Below are 18,852 nucleotides of genomic sequence, written 5' to 3'. Positions count from 1 at the left end.
GTGTGAGTATAGATTTAAGTCAATTTTTTGAAGTTTTCTTTGAAGAGAGTTTTGAAGGCCTAGATACCATGGAGGCTGAGCTATTAAACTTAGTGCCAGGTGAGGAAGATTTAGAAACTATCAACACTATTTTTAGAGCTGCTCACTCAATAAAAGGAGGCAGTGGGACATTTGGTTTTAGCTCCGTTGCTGACTTTACTCATGTACTTGAAACATTACTAGATCAAATTCGCCAAGGTGAACGAGAGCTTAGTACCGAGCATGTTAATTTATTACTCAAAGCTGTGGATTGCTTACGCGCTTTACTTGCTGCACTTCAAGGTGAACAAGAGCCAGATTTAACCGAAGCAGATTTGTTAAAAGTACAATTTGAACATGTACTTGGAATGAAAAATGAAACACATGAGAATAAACCTCAAAGCTGTGAAGAGCAAACAAGTAGTAATACCTATCAAATAGACTTTAAACCTCATCATCATTTATTTAAAACAGGAAACGAGCCACTGTATATGATCAGTGAGCTTGAAGAGCTAGGTGAGTTAGAAACCACAGTATTTTACGATGAAGTTCCAGAAATCACCGATTTAAGTAGTGATGAATGTTTTTTACATTGGCGCTTTTTTTTAAGCACTAGCCATGATGAAAAAGCCATAAAAGAAGTGTTTGAATGGGTTGAAGACGATGCCGATATAAAAGTTGAATTATGTGGCGGCTTATTTGGCAATGATGAGCCAATACAACCTAATCAAGATGAGATACCTAAAGCTGTTGAGCTTGAAGAACCCGATTCAATAAAAGTAGCTGAGTTACCAAGTAAGCCACAGCAACCCGTTGCTAATAAAGATAAAAAACCTACAAGTGCACCAGAATCTACCTCTATACGTGTTGGCATTGATAAAGTTGATTCGTTAATAAATATGGTAGGTGAACTTGTTATTACACAAGCCATGCTAAATCAACTCAGCGAACAAGAAATCACACCAGCCACAATCACTTTACTACAAGAAGGCTTAGCACAACTTGCACATAATACGCGTGATTTACAAGAAAATGTGATGCGTATTCGTATGCTCCCAATTAATTTTGTATTTAGTCGTTTTCCTCGATTAGTGCGAGATATAGCGCAAAAGCTAAATAAGCAGGTTGAGCTAAAGCTGATTGGAGAGCAAACCGAGCTTGATAAAACAGTAATGGAAAAAATATCTGACCCTATGGTGCATTTAGTAAGAAACTCACTTGATCATGGGTTAGAGACTGTTGAGCAAAGACTGGCGGCAGGTAAAGATCCCGTTGGCACAGTAACCTTAAATGCATTTCATCAGGGTGGAAACATCGTTATTGAAATAATGGATGATGGGCAAGGGTTAAATACAAAAAAAATAAAAGAAAAAGCCATCGCTAACGAATTAATCTCAGCTGATAACCATCTCAGTGACGATGAAATAAATGAGCTTATTTTTATGCCCGGCTTTTCGACAATGGATGAGGTAAGTGACTTATCTGGTCGTGGAGTTGGGATGGATGTTGTTAAGCGAAATATCCAATCATTAAATGGCTCAGTGGAAGTAACCTCAGCGCCCGGTGTTGGTTCTACGTTTACTATTAGATTACCCCTTACTCTCGCTATTTTAGATGGGCAATTAGTTAAGGTGGCTCAGCATACTTATATTATTCCGCTCATTTCTATTGTGGAGTCACTGCAAATTGATATTGCAAAAGTGAGTCGAGTGGGTAAAAGCCTTGATGTATTGAGGCTTCGAGACGAATACATTCCTATATTAAGACTCTACGATATTTTTAATCATAAAAATGCTATTGAATCACTCGATAAAACGCTGCTTGTTGTTGTAGAAACAGATAACCAAAAGGTGGGTTTATTAGTTGATGATTTACTGTCTCAACAGCAGGTTGTTATTAAAAGTTTAGAGGCAAACTACCATAAAGTGGATGGCGTATCGGGTGCTACCATTTTAGGAGATGGGCGTGTATCGCTGATTGTGGACATTAGCGGCTTAATAAAGCTCTCAGGCTTAAAAAAGCCAGGTAGCCAAGAACTAACTATTGAAACGCAAGCCACTTTGGAGGCGTTATGAGCTCAGATCAAAGCCAGTTAAGTAACCAATTAAGTCTTCAGCAACAGCAAGGTGTAAAACAGTTTTTAACTTTTATTATGGCTGATGAAGAATATGGCGTTGATATTTTAACAGTACAAGAAATTCGCAGTTGGGAAGAAATTACAGTACTGCCCAATGCACCTGAATTTGTAAAAGGCGTTATTAATTTACGCGGAACAATAGTGCCAATTATTGATTTACGGTTGCGCTTTGGATTACCAAGTGTCGACTATGGACCATTAACGGTGGTTATCGTTGTCAAAATAGAATTTGAACTAGGTAGTAAAATTATAGGTGTTGCTGTTGATGCCGTCTCTGATGTTTACAGTATTGCGGAGCAAGATGCGAAAGCGGTTCCTAGTTTGTCTGAATCGAGTAATTGTGAATATGTAGCTGGGTTGGTGAATGTTGGTGAAAAAATGGTAGCGCTAATTGACCTGCAAAAAACAATGAATATTTAGCAAATAGAAACTAAATGAATAATAAACTTAAAGGTGGTGATGAGCATGGGATGGTTTAGTAATCCAAAGCAGTCAAAATCAAGTAATGATTTAATTGTAGACGCATTGAATAAATCATTAGCGGTGATTGAATTTGAACCTAACGGAAAAATAATTACTGCAAATATGAATTTTCTAAACGCGATGGGCTATCGTCTTGAGGAGGTTCAAGGTCAGCATCACTCGATGTTTGTTGACCCAGATGAAGCTCAGGGCAACGATTATAAAAACTTTTGGCAACGCCTGCGTAATGGCGAGTTTATCTCAGATGAGTTTAAGCGTAATGCTAAAGGTGGAACTGAGGTATGGATCCAAGCAACTTATAACCCAATTGTTGATGAGCAAGGGCAAGTATTAAAAGTAGTTAAGTTTGCCACCGACGTGACTGAGCAAAAGTTAATAACAGCAGAAGCTTCAGGGCAAATTAGTGCTATAAGTAAATCTCAAGCGGTTATCGAATTTAATTTAGATGGCACTATTATTGATGCCAATGCTAACTTTTTAAATGCGCTTGGCTATCAACTTAGCGAGATTAAAGGCCAGCACCATAGGCTTTTTATTGATCCCGAACATGCAAATAGTATCGAATATAAAGAATTTTGGGCCAAACTAGGTCGCGGTGAATTTGATTCAGGGGAATATTTAAGAATAGGAAAGCAGGGTCAGGAGGTTTGGATTCAAGCATCTTATAATCCAATTTATGATATGAACGGTAAGCCGTTTAAAGTGATTAAATATGCATCTGATATTACTGAACAAAAAGAGCTTGAAAAGGCATCTCGCAAAGCAGCCGATTTAGCAAATGCGCTTAAAGTTTGCCAAGCAAACGTAATGATTGCTGATGAAAACCTTAAAATAGTATTTGTGAACGACCGTGTTCAGCAAATGCTAAAAGTCCGCGAAAAAGAATTACAAACCGTATTGCCAAGCTTTTCTGTTGATAATTTAATTGGCACCTGTGTTGATGATTTTCATAAGCACCCTAATCATCAACGTGATTTATTAAAAAACCTAGATAAGCCCTATAAAGCCGAGCTACTGTTAGCAGGTGTTACTTTTACCTTGATTGCTTCACCTTGGATCAGTCAAGACGGAAAGCATTTAGGCACCATTGTTGAGTGGGAAGATAGAACCAATGAAGTTGCGCTTGAAAAAGAAATCGCTGAGCTTATTGGTGCTGCAGGTAATGGCGAATTAGATACAAGAGTTGCAGAAGACGGGAAGGAAGGGTTCTTTTTACGTTTGGCTCAAGGATTAAATAGCTTAGTTAAAATAGTTGATGATGCCGTTGCCGACACTGGCAATATGCTCGATGCGATGGCAAGTGGTGATTTATCAAAACGTATTGAAAAAGAATACAAAGGTTCATTTGATAAACTTAAACGCGACGCAAATGCTACGGCAGATAAATTAACAGAAGTGATTAATCGCATAAATTCATCGGCAACGTTAGTAGCCAGTGGTGCAGAAGAAATTTCTCAAGGTAATGCTGATTTAAGCCAACGTACAGAAGAGCAAGCCTCGTCACTTGAAGAAACAGCTTCAAGTATGGAGGAAATGACCAGTACCGTTCGTCAAAATGCTGATAACGCAAAAGTAGCAAACGACTTGGCAGAAGAAACCTGTGAAAAAGCGATTCAAGGTGGTGAAGTTGTTAATAGAGCAGTTACGAGCATGTCGGCAATTAATGAGTCGAGCAAAAAAATTGCAGATATTATCGGTGTAATAGACGAAATCGCGTTTCAAACGAATTTATTAGCGCTTAATGCCGCTGTAGAGGCAGCAAGAGCGGGTGAGCAAGGTCGAGGCTTTGCGGTTGTTGCAGGTGAGGTTCGTAATTTAGCGCAGCGCTCTGCGGGCGCAGCGAAAGAAATTAAAGAGTTAATACGAGATAGTGTAGGCAAAGTAGCTGATGGCTCTCAATTAGTTAATGAGTCGGGCGCTACACTTAAAGAGATTGTTGTGTCGGTGCAAAGAGTGACGCAAATGATTTCTGATATTACAGAGGCATCTGAAGAACAAAGTGCGGGTATTGAGCAAGTTAACAAAGCTATTTCTCAAATGGACGAAATGACGCAACAAAATGCCGCTCTAGTAGAGCAAGCCTCTGCTGCTGGTGAGTCTATGGCTGAGCAAGCTAATGAGATGCGCCGATTACTTAACTTTTTCTCAGTAGATCAGCAAGAGATGACAATGATGTCATCAACTATGCGAACCCCTGAACTATCTCATAAGCCGCAAAGTCGTTTTGTGAGTAATAAGCCAAGGGGCGATAACTTTGTAGACTCAGCTGATGAGTGGGAAGAGTTTTAATATTTAGCCTTTTTATGCCTCGTCTAATAAATAGTTACAGCGAGGCACTACTTGTTAGCGTTAGGTTTAATTGGGAGCGGACAATGAAAGAGTTTTTGTGTACCGACCGCGACTTTAAGGAAATTGCCAGTTTAGTTTACAGCGCATGTGGAATTGTATTAGGGGATCATAAGCGAGAGATGGTTTATTCACGCTTAGCAAGACGTATTAGGGAGCGTAAATTAACTGATTTTAAAGCTTACTTAGAGTATTTAAATAGCCATAAAGATCAGGAATTTGATGCCTTTATTAATGCAATAACAACGAACTTAACGTCTTTTTTTCGTGAAATACATCACTTTGAATTTATAAAATCTGAGCTTGTACCTGCTCTTTTAAAGGCAAATAAAAACAGTAAGCGAGTAAGAATCTGGTCTGCAGGTTGCTCCACAGGGGAAGAGCCTTACAGTTTGGCGATGACTTTAAATAACGCATTTCCGAGCAATTGGGATGTAAAAATACTAGCAACCGATTTAGATTCTAATGTATTGGCAAAAGCACAAAAAGGTATTTACACCGCAGCGAATGTTAATGGCTTAGATGACGTGCAACTTAAGCGTTGGTTTTTAAAAAGCAAAGACGGTGAAAATTATAAAGTTAGAGATAAACTAAAAGAGTCTATTTCTTTCAAGCGTTTAAACTTATTACAAGACTGGCCAATGAAAGGATCATTTGATCTTATTTTATGTCGTAATGTTGTTATTTACTTTGATAAAGAAACAAAAGATCAGCTTTTTAAGCGTTACGCCAATATATTAAATGAACAAGGTTATTTGTTTTTAGGTCACTCAGAAAGTATGGGTAAAGAGCATTCACAATTCAAAAACTTAGGGAAAACTATGTACCAAAAGGGACAAAATGCACGCTGAGTTTAGGCCGGTATTACCTAACTTTGAACATATTAAACGATACTGGGATTCGGGCCGAGGTAGCGTTGTTGCTAAAGTACTTCCGGGTGAGTTTTATGTTTCTAAAAATAATGAACTGATCTCTACAGTTCTGGGTTCGTGTATTGCGGCTTGTGTATACGATGAAGTACTTGGTATTGGCGGGATGAATCACTTTATGTTACCAATTCAAAAGGGAGTAGAACTTAAAAATGCGCATAGTTTAAGTTGTCGGTACGGTAATTGGGCTATGGAGTATCTTATAAACGAAGTTTTAAAAAATGGCGCGTCTCGGTGTAACCTAAAAGTAAAACTTTTTGGCGGGGGGAAAATTATTAGTGCGATGACTGATATAGGGCTGGGTAATATTAGTTTTGCAGCAGCGTATATTAAAGAAGAGGCATTAAATCTAGTTGCCCATGATATGGGGGGGCCGTGGCCGCGAAAAATATTTTTTCACCCGAACACTGGTAAAGTTCATATGAAAAAACTTAAAAACCTACATAATAATACGATTGAAAAACGCGAAGTCCGTTACTTACAAAACCTTAAAAAGCAAGAAGTAGTAACCGATATAGAGCTGTTTTAGGAGTATGCATGATTAAAGTATTAATAATTGACGACTCCCCTTTAATTAGGCGTTTACTCACTGAAATATTACAACAAGCTAAAGACATTACAGTAGTGGGGAGTGCTGAGGATCCCTACGAAGCTCGCGAAATGATAAAAAAACTCAGTCCTGATGTATTAACGCTCGACGTAGAAATGCCAAAAATGGATGGTATTAGTTTTTTAAAAAACTTAATGCGATTAAGACCAATGCCAGTAGTGATGATTTCAACACTGACACAAAAAGGCTCTCCTATCACACTAGAAGCGCTCGAATTAGGGGCTGTTGATTTTATAGCTAAGCCTACTAATAACGTAAGAGAGCAATTGAGCCAATATGCATCACTTGTCCAACAAAAGGTGCGAATAGCTGCTGGAGCAAGAGTAAGAAGCTATAAAAAAACGGTCGTCACAAATGAGCCTATTAATACTCATTCTCAGTTTTTACTTAATAAAGTAATAGCGATAGGTGCTTCAACGGGGGGGACTGAGGCTATAAAAGAAGTGCTTATTAAAATGCCACAAAATTGCCCGCCAATTGTAATTACTCAGCATATTCCTCCTGTGTTTAGCGCTTCATTTGCTGAGCGAATGAATCGTACATGCACGATAAATGTGAAAGAAGCTGAACATGGCGATAAGCTTAGCGCAGGCTGGGCTTATATAGCACCGGGTGGGTTTCATTTAAGTATTAAAAAACGAGGTGTTAGCTTGTATTGCCAGCTTGATGATGGCGAGCCGGTGAACAGACATAAACCTGCGGTAGATGTGTTGTTTAACTCATTAGTTGAAACTGGGGCTAAAAACGTAGTTGCAGCCATACTAACAGGAATGGGGAGTGATGGCGCAAAAGGTTTACTTGCACTAAAACAAAACGGAGCACATACCTTGGCTCAAGATGAGTATTCGTCTGTGGTATGGGGTATGCCTAAAGCAGCTGCTGAGCTAAATGCAGCTGACGAGATAGTTGCGCTGGATAAAATAACCCAGCGGCTTTTACATCAGGCCGTTAAGGTTTAGATGCTTCAATTACCCAAGGCTGCGAAAACCAAAAGTAATCACCAGGGCTTGAAATAGAAGGGGCCGTGCAATTAAAACGAGAACGCCCTTTATTAAGCACCTTTGGTGAGGTGATTTCGACAGTATTTTTAGTTATCCATTTTAAATCTGCTTGGCCTACGCTTGATACATAACAGGCAAATTGGCTCTTATGAAAATCACCCATCTTAAATTCCATTGTGAGCGTGGGTGGATTTTGCTGTGTAACGCTATCTTGATAAGTTAAATTGGTGATATTAAACGCGCGTGAGTTGAGCTTAGTAATAAGGGTTTCTAGCTTGCTGTAAAAGCCTGATGCAGGAAAACGCGGCAAGCGGCTAAAATTAGAATCTTTATTTACAGCGCCTGAGTGCTGGCCAATACCCACAAAACCAAGCTCTGTCACGAGTGCTTGCAGCTCGTTATTAAACTCACCATACGGGTATGCTAAGTATTTATAGTCGTGGCCTATTTCTTCTTTTATGCGCTTTTGAGAGTTAAGAATATCTTGCTTAATACGTGATTGCCATTGTGCATCGGTTTCGTTTTCAAGCTTAAGGTGTAAGTAATCATGTTGTCCGCTATGATTGGCTATTAATGCCCCTTTTTTAGATAATTCTTTGAGCTTATCCCACCCCATTACGTAACTCATACCTTCGTCTATTAATTTAGGATTTACAAAGATAGTGTACGGGTAGCCAAACTTTTCTAAAATAGGTGCGGCTTGTTCATAGTTATTGTTATAGCCATCATCAAAGGTGATGGCGAGAGTTTTATCAGGTAAAGTTTCACCTTGTTGAAGCGCGCTAATTAACTCATTAAGAGGAATAACGTTAAAGTTGTGCTCTTTTAAATAGCTTAAGTGCTCCGTAAATGTATTGGCGCTAACGCTCGTGACAGCGGGTAGGGTTTCACTAACATGATGATACTGTAAAATAATGGCTGCTTGAGCCCGTACAGATACACTAATGAGGATAAATAACACTAAATGAAACAATTTCTTATACATAATAAGGCACACCATAAAAGCTTGCTGTTGTTAGCGGGTCCGATGATACTATCAAATATCACAGTGCCGTTGTTAGGAATTGTTGATACTGCTGTAATTGGGCACTTAGGAAGCGCTCACTACTTAGCTGGAATTGCCCTTGGCTCTGCAGTTATATCTATTTTATTTTGGCTTGCTGGTTTTTTAAGAATGAGCACCACGGGACTCGTGGCACAAGCATACGGAAAAAACGATTTAACCCAACTTGCCGCTTTACTTAAACGAAGCCTATTGCTTGCAAGCGCAGTGGCCGTGCTATTAATTGTGTTATCCCCATTAATAAAGCACGCTATTGCTTACCTCTCCGCAGCCAATGGCGACGTACTTAACCAAGCTTATCAGTATTTTAGCATTCGTATTTTTAGTGCTCCAGCAGCATTATGTAATTTAGTGTTACTGGGTTGGATGCTTGGTGTGCATTATGGTCGAGGTCCATTTTATTTATTACTCGTCACTAATATCGTTAATATAGTGCTCGATATTTATTTTGTTGTTTATTTAGATTGGGCAGTTGCAGGCGCTGCATGGGCGTCACTTATTGCTGACTATACAGCACTAGTATTTGCACTGTTTTTAGTGGCTAAACTAGCTAAAAAACAAGACATTGATCTAAATGTACCGAATTGGTTGAGTATTAGCAAAATGGCTGAATTATTGAGTTTGAATAGAGATATATTTATTCGCTCTTTAATACTGCAATTATGCTTTAGTTTTATGACATTTTACGCGGCGCGTATAGGCGAAACTACATTAGCTGCTAATGCTGTCTTACTTAATTTTTTAATGTTGGTGAGCTTTGCTCTTGATGGCGTTGCTTACGCCTCTGAGGCAAAAGTAGGGCAAGCGAAAGGCCAAGGAAGTGTTAAAAACATAGAGCTGTGGGTTAAAATAAGCGTATTTTGGGGTATGCTTTTTGGTGTGTTATATAGCCTATTTTTTGCATTATTTGGCAACACCATAATCAAGCTTTTAACCAATGTGCCAGAGGTTATTCAAGAGGCAACGCATTATTTACCATGGATAGTAGTATTACCAATTTTGGCCATGAGTTGCTTTTTGTTTGATGGTGTTTTTGTAGGGCTTACGCGAGCAAAGAACATGCGTAACAGTATGATACTTTCAGCTGGAGTTGGCTTTTTTGGTGTGTTTTGGGTGTTTATAGACTTGCAAAATAACGGGTTATGGCTGGCTATGAGCTGTTTTATGTTAATGCGCGGGGTTACATTAATAATTAAATATCACCACTTAAAAATAAATAATCAGCTATTAGATTAAATAAATGGTTTATTTCCAGAGATCGGGGTCATGGTGTTTAGGGCCCATATCTTTTAAAACTTGTGAAAAACGATTGGCAAAAATACCGCAGTAGCCCCAACCGGCAAAAAATAATGCGGGGAGTAAAATTATAACGCCAATTATTTGTAAGCTGTAGTGGGTGTAATACCCAATAGATATGAATATCACGGCTAGCACAAACAGTGCTAAGCCGCGAAAAAAGCGCTTTAAGCTCAGCTTAGGATTGCTCCCTAAGCGATAGATAAGCTGCTTTAGCATTTACAAGGCCTAATAGTAAGAGTGATCGCCCGCTTCGTGTTCTGTTATATCAGCAACACCGGTGATTTCTTCAAACTTAGCTATCATTTCTTTTTCAATGCCTTCTTTTAGTGTTACATCGATCATAGAACAACCATTACAACCACCACCAAACTGAAGTATAGCTATACCTGCAGCTGTAATCTCAACAAGGCTTACTTGACCACCGTGGTTAGCAAGTTGTGGATTTACTTCGGTTTCTAGCATGTGCTGTACACGTTCGTTTAACGATGCATCGTCACCTATTTTACGCGCCTTTGCATTTGGTGCTTTTAGCGTTAACTGAGTACCCATTTTGTCGGTAACAAAATCGATTTCAGCTTCTTCTAAAAATGGAGCACTTTCTGCATCTACAACGGCATCAAAACCGTTAAAGTTTAGGCGAATATCGCTCGCTTCTACAGCGTCTTCTGGACAATAAGACACACCACATTCCGCTTGTGATGAACCAGGGTTTACAACAAACACACGAATATTGGTTTGTTGTGATTGATCTGCTAATAGTTTAGCAAAATGCGCTTGCGCTGTTTCGGAAATAGAAATCATAAAACCATCTATACTTGACTAAATTACTCGGATACTGCGTATCATACTCCGCTCATCGTGTTGCGGCTAGTGTTGAGCGTAAAAAGTTGGCATCTATTTTAAGCAATGGTAGCGTGCAAACAACGAACATTTTTTGAGTGATTTATATGCGTTTTGTATTAACATTAATGGTGGTGTTGCTTAGCTTTTCAAGTGTAGCTAAGCCACTTTCGTATTATTTTGAACAAGATGTAAAATTTGACCCTTCAATTCCTACTCCTGAGCAAGTACTCGGTTACGAAGTAGGAGAGTGGCACGTGAGACACGATCAGCTCGTACGTTATATGGAAATACTTGCTGATAAAAGCGACCGTATAAATTTTGAAGTGATTGGCCGCACACATGAACAACGCCCCCTTGTCATGCTAACAATTACAGCAGCTGATAAGTTATCAAGCATAGAGCAGACACGCCAAGCTCACTTAGCACGCTTAAGTAACGATGGATCAGATGCTAATTCTACAAAGCAGCCTGCCGTTGTATGGATGGGGTATAGTGTGCATGGTAATGAGTCATCAGGTAGTAACTCATCTTTGCTGGTGGCATATTACTTAGCTGCTGCACAAGGTACTGAAATAGATGAGCTATTAAACAACACGGTTATTTTACTCGACCCTTCGCTTAATCCTGACGGACTTGCTCGTTTTGCTAACTGGGCCAACAGTAACCGAGGTATGAACTTATCAAGCGACCCTAAAACCCGTGAACATGTTGAAAACTGGCCAAGTAGTCGTACCAATCATTACTGGTTTGATTTAAATCGTGACTGGTTATTACTACAACACCCTGAATCGCGCGCGCGTATTGCTAAATTTCATCAGTGGAAACCAAATGTCTTAACCGATTTTCATGAAATGGGACCAAACAGCAGTTACTTTTTTCAGCCAGGTATTCCTAGTCGTAAGCATCCTATAACACCGGATGAAAATGTGACGTTAACTAAAGCGATTGCTAACTATCACGCAAAAACGTTAGATGAAAACAACGCACTGTACTTTACTGAAGAAAGCTTTGACGACTTCTATTACGGTAAAGGTTCAACCTATCCCGATGTAAATGGTGGCATAGGCATTTTATTTGAGCAAGCAAGTTCTCGCGGGCATATCCAAGACACTATAAATGGACCTTTGAGCTTTCCCTTTACTATTAAAAATCAACTATTAACGAGTTTATCTACCTTTAAAGCCGCTGTTGATAACCGCCAAGCATTACTTGATTACCAAGCTAAGTTTTATAATCAAGCTACTGATTTAGCCAGTGATGAAAGCTTTGAAGGTTATGTTATTGAGGGCGCGGATGACAACACTCGTATTAAAGATTTTTTAGGGTTGTTGAAACAGCATCAAATAGATGCTTTTTCGCTTACTAAATCACTCAAGGCAAATGGCAACAACTATACAACCAATAGCTACTTTGTGCCCTTAGCCCAGCCACAGTACCGCCTAATAAAAGCTATTTTTAGCGAGCAAAAAAACTTTGCTGATAACACCTTTTATGACGTATCTGGCTGGACTTTAGCGCATGCGTTTAACTTACCTTTTGCAAAAGTAAAAAGCAGTTGGGGTTTAGAGGTTGCAAGTACACCGTGGCAAAAAGCGGTAAAACCTTCTTTTGCTTCACTTGAGCAAGGCTATGCGTTTGGCTTTTCGTGGGATGATTACCTAGCACCTAAAATGCTAAACAGCCTGTTAAAGCAAGGTATTAAAGCGCGTGTAGCGCTAAGCCCATTAACAGCCAAATCAAACTCAAGTGAAGTAAGCTTTGATGCTGGTAGTATTATTGTGCCAGCAGGCTTACAAACGAATAATGATTGGGTTGGAATATTAAATAAAGCACAAAGCGAGTTTGGAATTGCAATCAAGCCTATTAACTCAGGGCTTACAAGCAAAGGAGCCGATTTAGGGTCTCGTACAATGGCGGTTGTTAGCGAGCCAAAAGTATTATTGGTAGGTGGTAAAGGCGTAAGCCAGTACGAAGCTGGGGAAGTATGGTATTACCTCGATCGCTTTGTAGGTGTTGCGCCAACAATTGTTGAAATGGAGCGTTTAAACTCTATTGAACTCAGTAATTACAGCCATATAGTACTTGCTCATGGTAACTACAATAGCTTATCTGATACCGACAAAGTGGCTATAAAAAGCTGGGTAAGAAAAGGCGGCGTTATTTGGGGTCACAAAGGCGGTGCTAAATTTTTAGCTGATCAGCAATTACTTAAAGCAAGCTATCTATCACGCCAAGATGTAGCAAGTGCATTTAAAACAAAAGGTTTAAGCTACGCCGATAAGGACCATTTAGCAGGACGTCAACGCATTGCAGGTGCTATTTTTAATACTAATGTAGATTTAACTCATCCGCTTACATTTTCACTTAAGCGCAATACATTGCCCGTATTCAAAAACAGTACTTGGTTGCTAGAAGTTTCCGATGCGCCATTCGTAAATGTACTTACCTACACTAAAAACCCATTATTGGCAGGTTTTACTGATGCCGTTAATGTTGATCAAGTTGCTGGTGGTGCTGGCTTAATTGCGCACTCATATGGACGAGGCACTGTGATTGGTATGACTGACGACCCTGTATTTAGGGGTTACTGGTATGGGACTAGTCGACTACTAAGCAATGCGTTATTTTTTGGTCATACGTTTCGTGCAAATGGCGAATAATACCAATTCGCTTAATTAAGTAATCTATTTTGAGGATGGAAAAACGCGTTGATAGCTAGGCAAAAAATTCGCTATTTAGTTGTTCTCGGCAATTTCTTCTGCATTGCTCTACCTTCTGCATCCATGCAGTCGTAAATGAGAATTTTTTAACACAGGTAGCGACACGTTTAGCCCCGCAAAATGATTAAGTATTATTGCGGATTGGTTTAATACTTTTTAATAATTAAATAGGCGTTAAGCAAGTTGTAAAAGCCCACACTTGTTTAGCGCCTGCTTGTTTTAGTGCACTAGTAGCTGCGTTTAATGTTGCCCCTGTCGTCATCACATCATCAACAATAGCGACTGTTTTACCGGCCATATCCTGTGTACAAATAAAGGCATTTTTTAAGTTTCTTATACGCTTTGCTTTGGATAGCTCCGACTGAGCTTGTGTTTTTTTATCGCGAATAAGAACATTACTTAGTGGGGCGTAATTAGCTAAACAGGGTTGCCAAACTTGGCTTACCTGATTAAATCCGCGAGTAATAAAGCGGCTTTTATGAAGAGGTAAAATAATAAAGGTATCTGGCAAGTTAGGGCTTTGCTCAAAAAACTGCGTTAACTGTTTTTGTATAATTTGCTGCAATGCCTTTTTATAATGAATTTGATTATTAAATTTTAGCCTTTTAAGCCAATGCTCAAAGGGAGGTTGATAAAAAGCGCATGCAAATAATTTATCAAACTCGCAATTAGGAAACATCTCAATAATATCAGGTCGATGCAATAAACTCGTATGCTTACTAAAATCAAACAATGGTAAATCTTCAAGGCAATAATCACATAGCCCTAAAGAGGTCGCAATCGAGTTTTGACACTGCACGCAATAAGAGGGAAATAACCAATTTAAAACGGCTTTTTCACAGACTCGCTCCTTGCATTGCAATCGCCTTTTTAAACGTTATGATGAGCCTAAGTTTGGTAAAGGTTAGGCAAATATGCAAAATGAGTTAGTGTTATTACATGGTTGGGGAATGAATCAGGGCGTATGGCAGTTAGTACAGCCAGAACTTGAGTTTTTATATTCAGGAAATGTACGTAGCCATGACCTACCTGGGTTTGGTAATAGCGATGTGTGCCCAAGCCCTTATACTTTGCATGATGCAGCAGAAATTTTGAGTAAGCAATTAAAGCCGAAGAGCATTTTAATGGGATGGTCGTTAGGTGGATTATTTGCACTTTATATTTCGAAGCATTGGCCTGAAAAGGTATCTAAAGTTATTTTAATAGCATCGACTCCTTTTTTTGCAGAGGCAGATAATTGGCCTGGAATAAAAGCGAATGTATTGGCGCAGTTTAAAGAGCAGTTAGTTAATCATCGAGAAAAAACAATAGAGCGCTTTTTAGCTATTCAAGCAATGGGTAGCGAGTCGGCGCGTGATGATATAAAGCAGCTTAAACAATTGCTAAATCAGTACAGCGCACCCCAAAGCGATGCCCTGAGTGCTGGTTTAGATATTTTACAAAACGACGATTTACGTGACTTATTTACTCATTGCCCAGTCCCTATTAGAGGAGTATTTGGCCGGCTTGATGCTTTAGTACCTTATAAAGCTATTAGCAAAATGTCAGCACTAAATACTGAGTTTGAATATGAAGTACTAGATAAAGCATCCCATGCACCATTTATTTCTCATAAAAGTGAGTTTTTATCTGTCGTTAAATCAATGCTTTAAAATAGAGCTAAGAATAGCGCTGTTTAAAGCTTTATTTTGAGCAGAACCTGAGCGATAATTAAACAATGTTTATTTGGTGGAGGTTTTAATATGCCAATCGGATCAGTATTTAATAGTGGTATAGAAGGGTTTAACCGAGCTAGCCAAGGTATTGAAAAAGCCAGTGCTGAGATTAACCGTGCCAGTATAGAACAACAAGATGACGCGCAATTAGCGCAGCAACGTCAGCTTACGGCAGCACGCCCTGAAGAGGCGATTACTGCACCAGTAGCACAACCAGCTCGTGTTGATGAAGCGCTTGTTAACTTAAAAGTTGAAGAATTTAATGCCAAGGCAAACACGCAATCAATTCAAACGGCCGATGATGTACTTGGCACGTTAATCGATATTAAAGTTTAGTATTATGAATATTGTCACGCCATTTCCGTCTATCAATATAAACACCGCAAATGTTTATACGGAAACCGCACGGCGTGACAACCAACTACGCGAAGTTATTCCGGCTCCCGCATCTAGTAGCGCAAGTAATACAGAAACCAAAGCGCAAAGTGATGCTGAAAAAGCAAAATTGCCAGGCAGTAGCGATGGTGCGACGTATAACGCAACGGGAAAAATAGCAGACGAAAAGTCAGTTCAGCAGCGCGATGGAAACTCAGAAAATCCTGAGGGCACTGAGCAAGAAAGTGAAGCAATCGAGAAAAAAGAATCTGAGCAAGAAGAGCTGCAATTAGAACAAGAACAACAACAAATTACAGAACTAAAAGCACGGGATACTGAAGTACGAATACACGAACAAGCACACGCTTCTGTAGGCGGGCAATATGCTGGCTCGCCAAGTTATGAGTATCAACGTGGCCCAGATGGTACTAACTACGCAGTTGGCGGAGAAGTACAAATAGATGTATCAGAAATTCCGGGTGACCCGCAAGCGACTATAGACAAAATGCAAACGGTACGCGCTGCCGCATTAGCGCCTGCAGAGCCTTCGGGAGCTGATCGCTCTATTGCTGCAGATGCTACGCAAAAGCTAGCAGCCGCTCAAGCTGAGCTTGCACAACCTGAAAAAGAAGACGACGAAGACGCAAAAAGTAAACTTGAAGCGTCATTCTCTAGCGATGAAAGCAGCGATACAAAAACAGCTAAAAGTGACGAGCAAACACGTGATGCCGATGTTGAAGCACGGGCGGGGCGTATTGCTAACTTTTATCAAATGGCTACATCGCCAGCGAGCCAAAGTAGTTTTTCAGCGTTAAGTTAATAATTAGCAAAACATAACCACAAAAAAACCGCTTACGCGGTTTTTTTCGTTTTAGCTTAGTTGTACAAGTATTATTTTTTTACTTTAGCATTAGCGAACGCATCGGCAAATGCATTGCCCATTAACGCATTACCGTTGTCACGTTTAGGCTTTGCAGCGCGAGGTTGCGAATTATTAGCACGTGCTTGTGGCTTTTGCGTAGCTGGAGCTGCTGACTTATTACTTGTGTCAATATCGTCATCTAAGCGCATAGTAAAGCTTATGCGTTTACGTGCAGCGTCTACTTCAACAACTTTAACCTTTACAATATCACCAGCTTTAACAACTTCACGCGGATCTGATATAAATTTATTCGTGATTGCTGAAATATGCACTAAACCATCTTGGTGAACACCTACATCAACAAACGCACCAAAATTAGCAACGTTTGAAACCACGCCTTCTAAAATCATACCTGGTTTTAGGTCACTAATTTTTTCAACACCGGCTTTAAACTCAGCTGTTTTAAATTCAGGTCTAGGATCTCGACCAGGTTTATCAAGCTCAGTAATAATGTCGGTAACGGTTGGTAAGCCAAACTTTTCGTCAGTGTAATCGTTAGCAGCAAGTTTAGTTAAAAAGTCGCTGTTACCAATTAGGTTACTGACATCTACGCTATTGCGTTCACAAATGCGTTTAACAACAGGATAAGCTTCAGGGTGTACTGATGAGTTATCTAGTGGATCGCTACCATTGTTAATACGTAAAAAACCAGCCGCTTGTTCAAATGCTTTTGGCCCTAAACGCTCAACCTTTTTAAGCTCACTACGTTTAGTAAATGTGCCGTTAGCATCGCGATAATTAACGATATTTTGCGCTAATGTTTTGTTTAAACCAGATACGCGTGTAAGTAACGGTACCGAGGCCATGTTTAAATCTACGCCTACTGAGTTTACACAGTCTTCAACTACTGAAATAAGGCTCTGGCCTAACTGGCTTTGTGATACATCATGTTGGTATTGGCCAACACCAATTGATTTTGGCTCAATTTTAACAAGTTCAGCAAGAGGATCTTGAAGGCGGCGTGCAATAGAGACAGCCCCTCGTATAGAAACATCTAAATCTGGAAATTCATTAGCTGCAAATTCAGAAGCTGAGTAAACCGATGCACCCGCTTCGCTAACCATAATTTTACTAAGCTTAAGTTCGCTGTTTGCTTTGATAAGCTCAGCAACCAACTTATCTGATTCGCGTGATGCAGTACCGTTACCAATCGCAATTAGCTCAACTTTATGCTGACGGCAAAGTTGCTCTAACGTACGCACTGATTTATCCCAATGATTTTGTGGTGCATGAGGGAAAATAGTTTGTGTAGCTAGTAATTTACCTGTGCTATCAACAACGGCAATCTTACAGCCAGTACGAAGGCCTGGATCAAGACCTAAAGTAGTACGAGGGCCTGCAGGTGCAGCCATTAATAAATCTTTTAAGTTTTTAGCAAATACATCTATTGCACCGGCTTCTGCTTTTTCGCGCATTGCTGCAAAAAACTCATTCTCTAGGTGTAACCCTAGCTTAACTTTCCACGCCCATTGAACAACGTTTAATAACCAAGGACTTGCCGCTTTATATTTAATATCTAAACAGTAATGCTCAGCAATCATGTTTGCACATAATTGTGCTGAATTTTCTGCACTAGGCTCTGGGTTTATATTTAACTGAAGTACACCTTCATTTCGAGCTCTAAGCATTGCAAGCGCACGGTGAGAAGGTACTTTTTTAAGAAGTTCTTGATGCTCAAAGTAATCACGGTATTTTGCACCGGCTTGCTCTTGGCCTTTAATCACAGTACTTTCAATTGCGCCATTTTGGCTAATGTGGCTTCTAAATTTAGCAAGTAATTTTGCGTCTTCAGCAAAGCGTTCCATTAAGATGAATTTAGCGCCTTCAAGTACCGCTTTTGTATCTGCAAAACCTTTTTCAGCACTTACAAACTGTTCCGCTTGTTGCTCTGGGTCAAGGTTAGCATCTTTAAATAGTGCATCTGCAAGAGGCTCTAAACCAGCTTCAATTGCTATTTGGCCTTTAGTGCGGCGCTTAGCTTTATATGGTAGGTATAAATCTTCAAGTTCTGTTTTACTTTGTGCATTAGTTATATCGGCACTTAGCTCTGGCGTTAGTTTATTTTGCGATTCGATTGTCGATAAAATAAAACTACGGCGCTCTTCTAGTTCACGTAAATACGATAAACGCTGCTCTAAAAGGCGTAATTGGGTGTCGTCTAGGCCGCCTGTAACTTCTTTTCTGTAGCGGGCAATAAAAGGAACAGTTGCGCCTTCATCAAGTAACTTTGTTGCAGCAACAACCTGTTGCTGCTGTGCGTTTAACTCACCGGCTAAACGTGCAGAGATATCGCTCATGCAAAAACCTTTTTATACAATAAAATAAGACCAGAAGCGTGTTACTGGCGCTGTTAATTGCTTGAATAATATCACAGGAGGTAGTAATGAAAAG

The 18,852-nt window shown here is 39.7% G+C and carries 16 protein-coding genes; 11 read left to right on the top strand and 5 right to left on the bottom strand.

Annotated elements, in window-relative coordinates; genetic code table 11:
• The first annotated feature begins 2 nt into the window (after window positions 1-2).
• The 6 genes from H5117_RS13975 to H5117_RS13950 all read left to right on the top strand — a co-directional run bounded on the left by H5117_RS13975 (window position 3) and on the right by H5117_RS13950 (window position 7,482).
• Window positions 3-2,093 (top strand): chemotaxis protein CheA, encoded by a 2,091-nt coding sequence (locus H5117_RS13975; RefSeq protein ID WP_182716561.1) that lies wholly within the window; start codon window positions 3-5, stop codon window positions 2,091-2,093.
• Window positions 2,090-2,575 carry a chemotaxis protein CheW gene (locus H5117_RS13970; RefSeq protein ID WP_182738398.1) on the top strand — a complete coding sequence of 162 codons (486 nt, stop codon included), beginning with the start codon at window positions 2,090-2,092 and terminating at the stop codon, window positions 2,573-2,575. The genes H5117_RS13975 and H5117_RS13970 overlap by 4 nt, the downstream gene beginning before the upstream one ends.
• A 45-nt stretch (window positions 2,576-2,620) precedes the next feature.
• On the top strand, window positions 2,621-4,927 hold the full coding sequence (locus H5117_RS13965) for a methyl-accepting chemotaxis protein (RefSeq protein ID WP_182695874.1): 2,307 nt from the start codon (window positions 2,621-2,623) through the stop codon (window positions 4,925-4,927).
• Between the two features lie 83 nt (window positions 4,928-5,010).
• Window positions 5,011-5,835 carry a protein-glutamate O-methyltransferase CheR gene (locus H5117_RS13960; RefSeq protein WP_033020851.1) on the top strand — a complete coding sequence of 275 codons (825 nt, stop codon included), beginning with the start codon at window positions 5,011-5,013 and terminating at the stop codon, window positions 5,833-5,835.
• Window positions 5,825-6,442, top strand: a complete 618-nt coding sequence (gene cheD / locus H5117_RS13955) for a chemoreceptor glutamine deamidase CheD (protein ID WP_039489124.1) — start codon at window positions 5,825-5,827, stop codon at window positions 6,440-6,442. The genes H5117_RS13960 and cheD overlap by 11 nt, the downstream gene beginning before the upstream one ends.
• Window positions 6,443-6,450: 8 nt before the next feature.
• Complete coding sequence (locus H5117_RS13950) at window positions 6,451-7,482, top strand: chemotaxis response regulator protein-glutamate methylesterase (RefSeq protein WP_024596107.1); 1,032 nt, start codon at window positions 6,451-6,453, stop codon at window positions 7,480-7,482.
• Here the strand turns inward: H5117_RS13950 and H5117_RS13945 are convergent.
• Window positions 7,472-8,509, bottom strand: a complete 1,038-nt coding sequence (locus H5117_RS13945) for a polysaccharide deacetylase family protein (RefSeq protein ID WP_165724171.1) — start codon at window positions 8,507-8,509, stop codon at window positions 7,472-7,474. The genes H5117_RS13950 and H5117_RS13945 overlap by 11 nt on opposite strands.
• Before the next feature lie 42 nt (window positions 8,510-8,551).
• Between H5117_RS13945 and H5117_RS13940 the strand changes: the two genes are divergently transcribed.
• Window positions 8,552-9,823, top strand: a complete 1,272-nt coding sequence (locus H5117_RS13940; RefSeq protein WP_138489783.1) for an MATE family efflux transporter — start codon at window positions 8,552-8,554, stop codon at window positions 9,821-9,823.
• A gap of 9 nt (window positions 9,824-9,832) precedes the next feature.
• Here H5117_RS13940 and H5117_RS13935 read toward each other — a convergent pair whose 3' ends face one another.
• Window positions 9,833-10,102: a hypothetical protein gene (locus H5117_RS13935; RefSeq protein WP_002959572.1), complete on the bottom strand. Its 270-nt coding sequence runs from the start codon at window positions 10,100-10,102 to the stop codon at window positions 9,833-9,835.
• Between the two features lie 9 nt (window positions 10,103-10,111).
• Entirely contained in the window at window positions 10,112-10,687 is a 576-nt protein-coding gene (nfuA, locus tag H5117_RS13930; protein WP_002959571.1) for a Fe-S biogenesis protein NfuA, read from the bottom strand.
• Between the two features lie 146 nt (window positions 10,688-10,833).
• Between nfuA and H5117_RS13925 the strand changes: the two genes are divergently transcribed.
• Entirely contained in the window at window positions 10,834-13,389 is a 2,556-nt protein-coding gene (locus tag H5117_RS13925; protein WP_182738396.1) for a M14 family zinc carboxypeptidase, read from the top strand.
• A gap of 223 nt (window positions 13,390-13,612) precedes the next feature.
• On the opposite strand, the gene H5117_RS13920 is transcribed toward H5117_RS13925, so the two are convergent.
• Window positions 13,613-14,182: a ComF family protein gene (locus H5117_RS13920; protein WP_259404441.1), complete on the bottom strand. Its 570-nt coding sequence runs from the start codon at window positions 14,180-14,182 to the stop codon at window positions 13,613-13,615.
• A 181-nt stretch (window positions 14,183-14,363) separates the two neighbouring features.
• Here H5117_RS13920 and bioH point away from each other — a divergent pair, with 181 nt between their 5' ends.
• The 3 genes from bioH to H5117_RS13905 all read left to right on the top strand — a co-directional run bounded on the left by bioH (window position 14,364) and on the right by H5117_RS13905 (window position 16,359).
• Window positions 14,364-15,101: a pimeloyl-ACP methyl ester esterase BioH gene (gene bioH, locus H5117_RS13915; RefSeq protein WP_182738390.1), complete on the top strand. Its 738-nt coding sequence runs from the start codon at window positions 14,364-14,366 to the stop codon at window positions 15,099-15,101.
• Between the two features lie 90 nt (window positions 15,102-15,191).
• Complete coding sequence (locus tag H5117_RS13910) at window positions 15,192-15,500, top strand: hypothetical protein (protein WP_002959563.1); 309 nt, start codon at window positions 15,192-15,194, stop codon at window positions 15,498-15,500.
• Between the two features lie 4 nt (window positions 15,501-15,504).
• Window positions 15,505-16,359, top strand: a complete 855-nt coding sequence (locus H5117_RS13905; RefSeq protein ID WP_138489779.1) for a putative metalloprotease CJM1_0395 family protein — start codon at window positions 15,505-15,507, stop codon at window positions 16,357-16,359.
• Between the two features lie 71 nt (window positions 16,360-16,430).
• On the opposite strand, the gene H5117_RS13900 is transcribed toward H5117_RS13905, so the two are convergent.
• Complete coding sequence (locus H5117_RS13900; protein ID WP_182738388.1) at window positions 16,431-18,758, bottom strand: Tex family protein; 2,328 nt, start codon at window positions 18,756-18,758, stop codon at window positions 16,431-16,433.
• Between the last annotated feature and the right edge of the window lie 94 nt (window positions 18,759-18,852).

Origin of the sequence: Pseudoalteromonas sp. SG45-1 (assembly GCF_014164135.1) — a bacterium.
In the GTDB taxonomy this organism is placed as follows: Bacteria; Pseudomonadota; Gammaproteobacteria; order Enterobacterales; family Alteromonadaceae; genus Pseudoalteromonas; species Pseudoalteromonas distincta.
The sequence above is the reverse complement of the archived record's forward strand: the minus strand, read 5'-3'. Positions and strand labels throughout refer to the sequence as shown.

Coding starts and splice junctions, on each gene's coding strand:
- H5117_RS13970 (WP_182738398.1), top strand. CDS start 2,090: ATGAGCTCAGATCAAAGCCAGTTAAGTAACCAATTAAGTCTTCAGCAA.
- H5117_RS13965 (WP_182695874.1), top strand. CDS start 2,621: ATGGGATGGTTTAGTAATCCAAAGCAGTCAAAATCAAGTAATGATTTA.
- H5117_RS13960 (WP_033020851.1), top strand. CDS start 5,011: ATGAAAGAGTTTTTGTGTACCGACCGCGACTTTAAGGAAATTGCCAGT.
- cheD (WP_039489124.1), top strand. CDS start 5,825: ATGCACGCTGAGTTTAGGCCGGTATTACCTAACTTTGAACATATTAAA.
- H5117_RS13950 (WP_024596107.1), top strand. CDS start 6,451: ATGATTAAAGTATTAATAATTGACGACTCCCCTTTAATTAGGCGTTTA.
- H5117_RS13945 (WP_165724171.1), bottom strand. CDS start 8,509: ATGTATAAGAAATTGTTTCATTTAGTGTTATTTATCCTCATTAGTGTA.
- H5117_RS13940 (WP_138489783.1), top strand. CDS start 8,552: ATGATACTATCAAATATCACAGTGCCGTTGTTAGGAATTGTTGATACT.
- H5117_RS13935 (WP_002959572.1), bottom strand. CDS start 10,102: ATGCTAAAGCAGCTTATCTATCGCTTAGGGAGCAATCCTAAGCTGAGC.
- nfuA (WP_002959571.1), bottom strand. CDS start 10,687: ATGATTTCTATTTCCGAAACAGCGCAAGCGCATTTTGCTAAACTATTA.
- H5117_RS13925 (WP_182738396.1), top strand. CDS start 10,834: ATGCGTTTTGTATTAACATTAATGGTGGTGTTGCTTAGCTTTTCAAGT.
- bioH (WP_182738390.1), top strand. CDS start 14,364: ATGCAAAATGAGTTAGTGTTATTACATGGTTGGGGAATGAATCAGGGC.
- H5117_RS13910 (WP_002959563.1), top strand. CDS start 15,192: ATGCCAATCGGATCAGTATTTAATAGTGGTATAGAAGGGTTTAACCGA.
- H5117_RS13905 (WP_138489779.1), top strand. CDS start 15,505: ATGAATATTGTCACGCCATTTCCGTCTATCAATATAAACACCGCAAAT.
- H5117_RS13900 (WP_182738388.1), bottom strand. CDS start 18,758: ATGAGCGATATCTCTGCACGTTTAGCCGGTGAGTTAAACGCACAGCAG.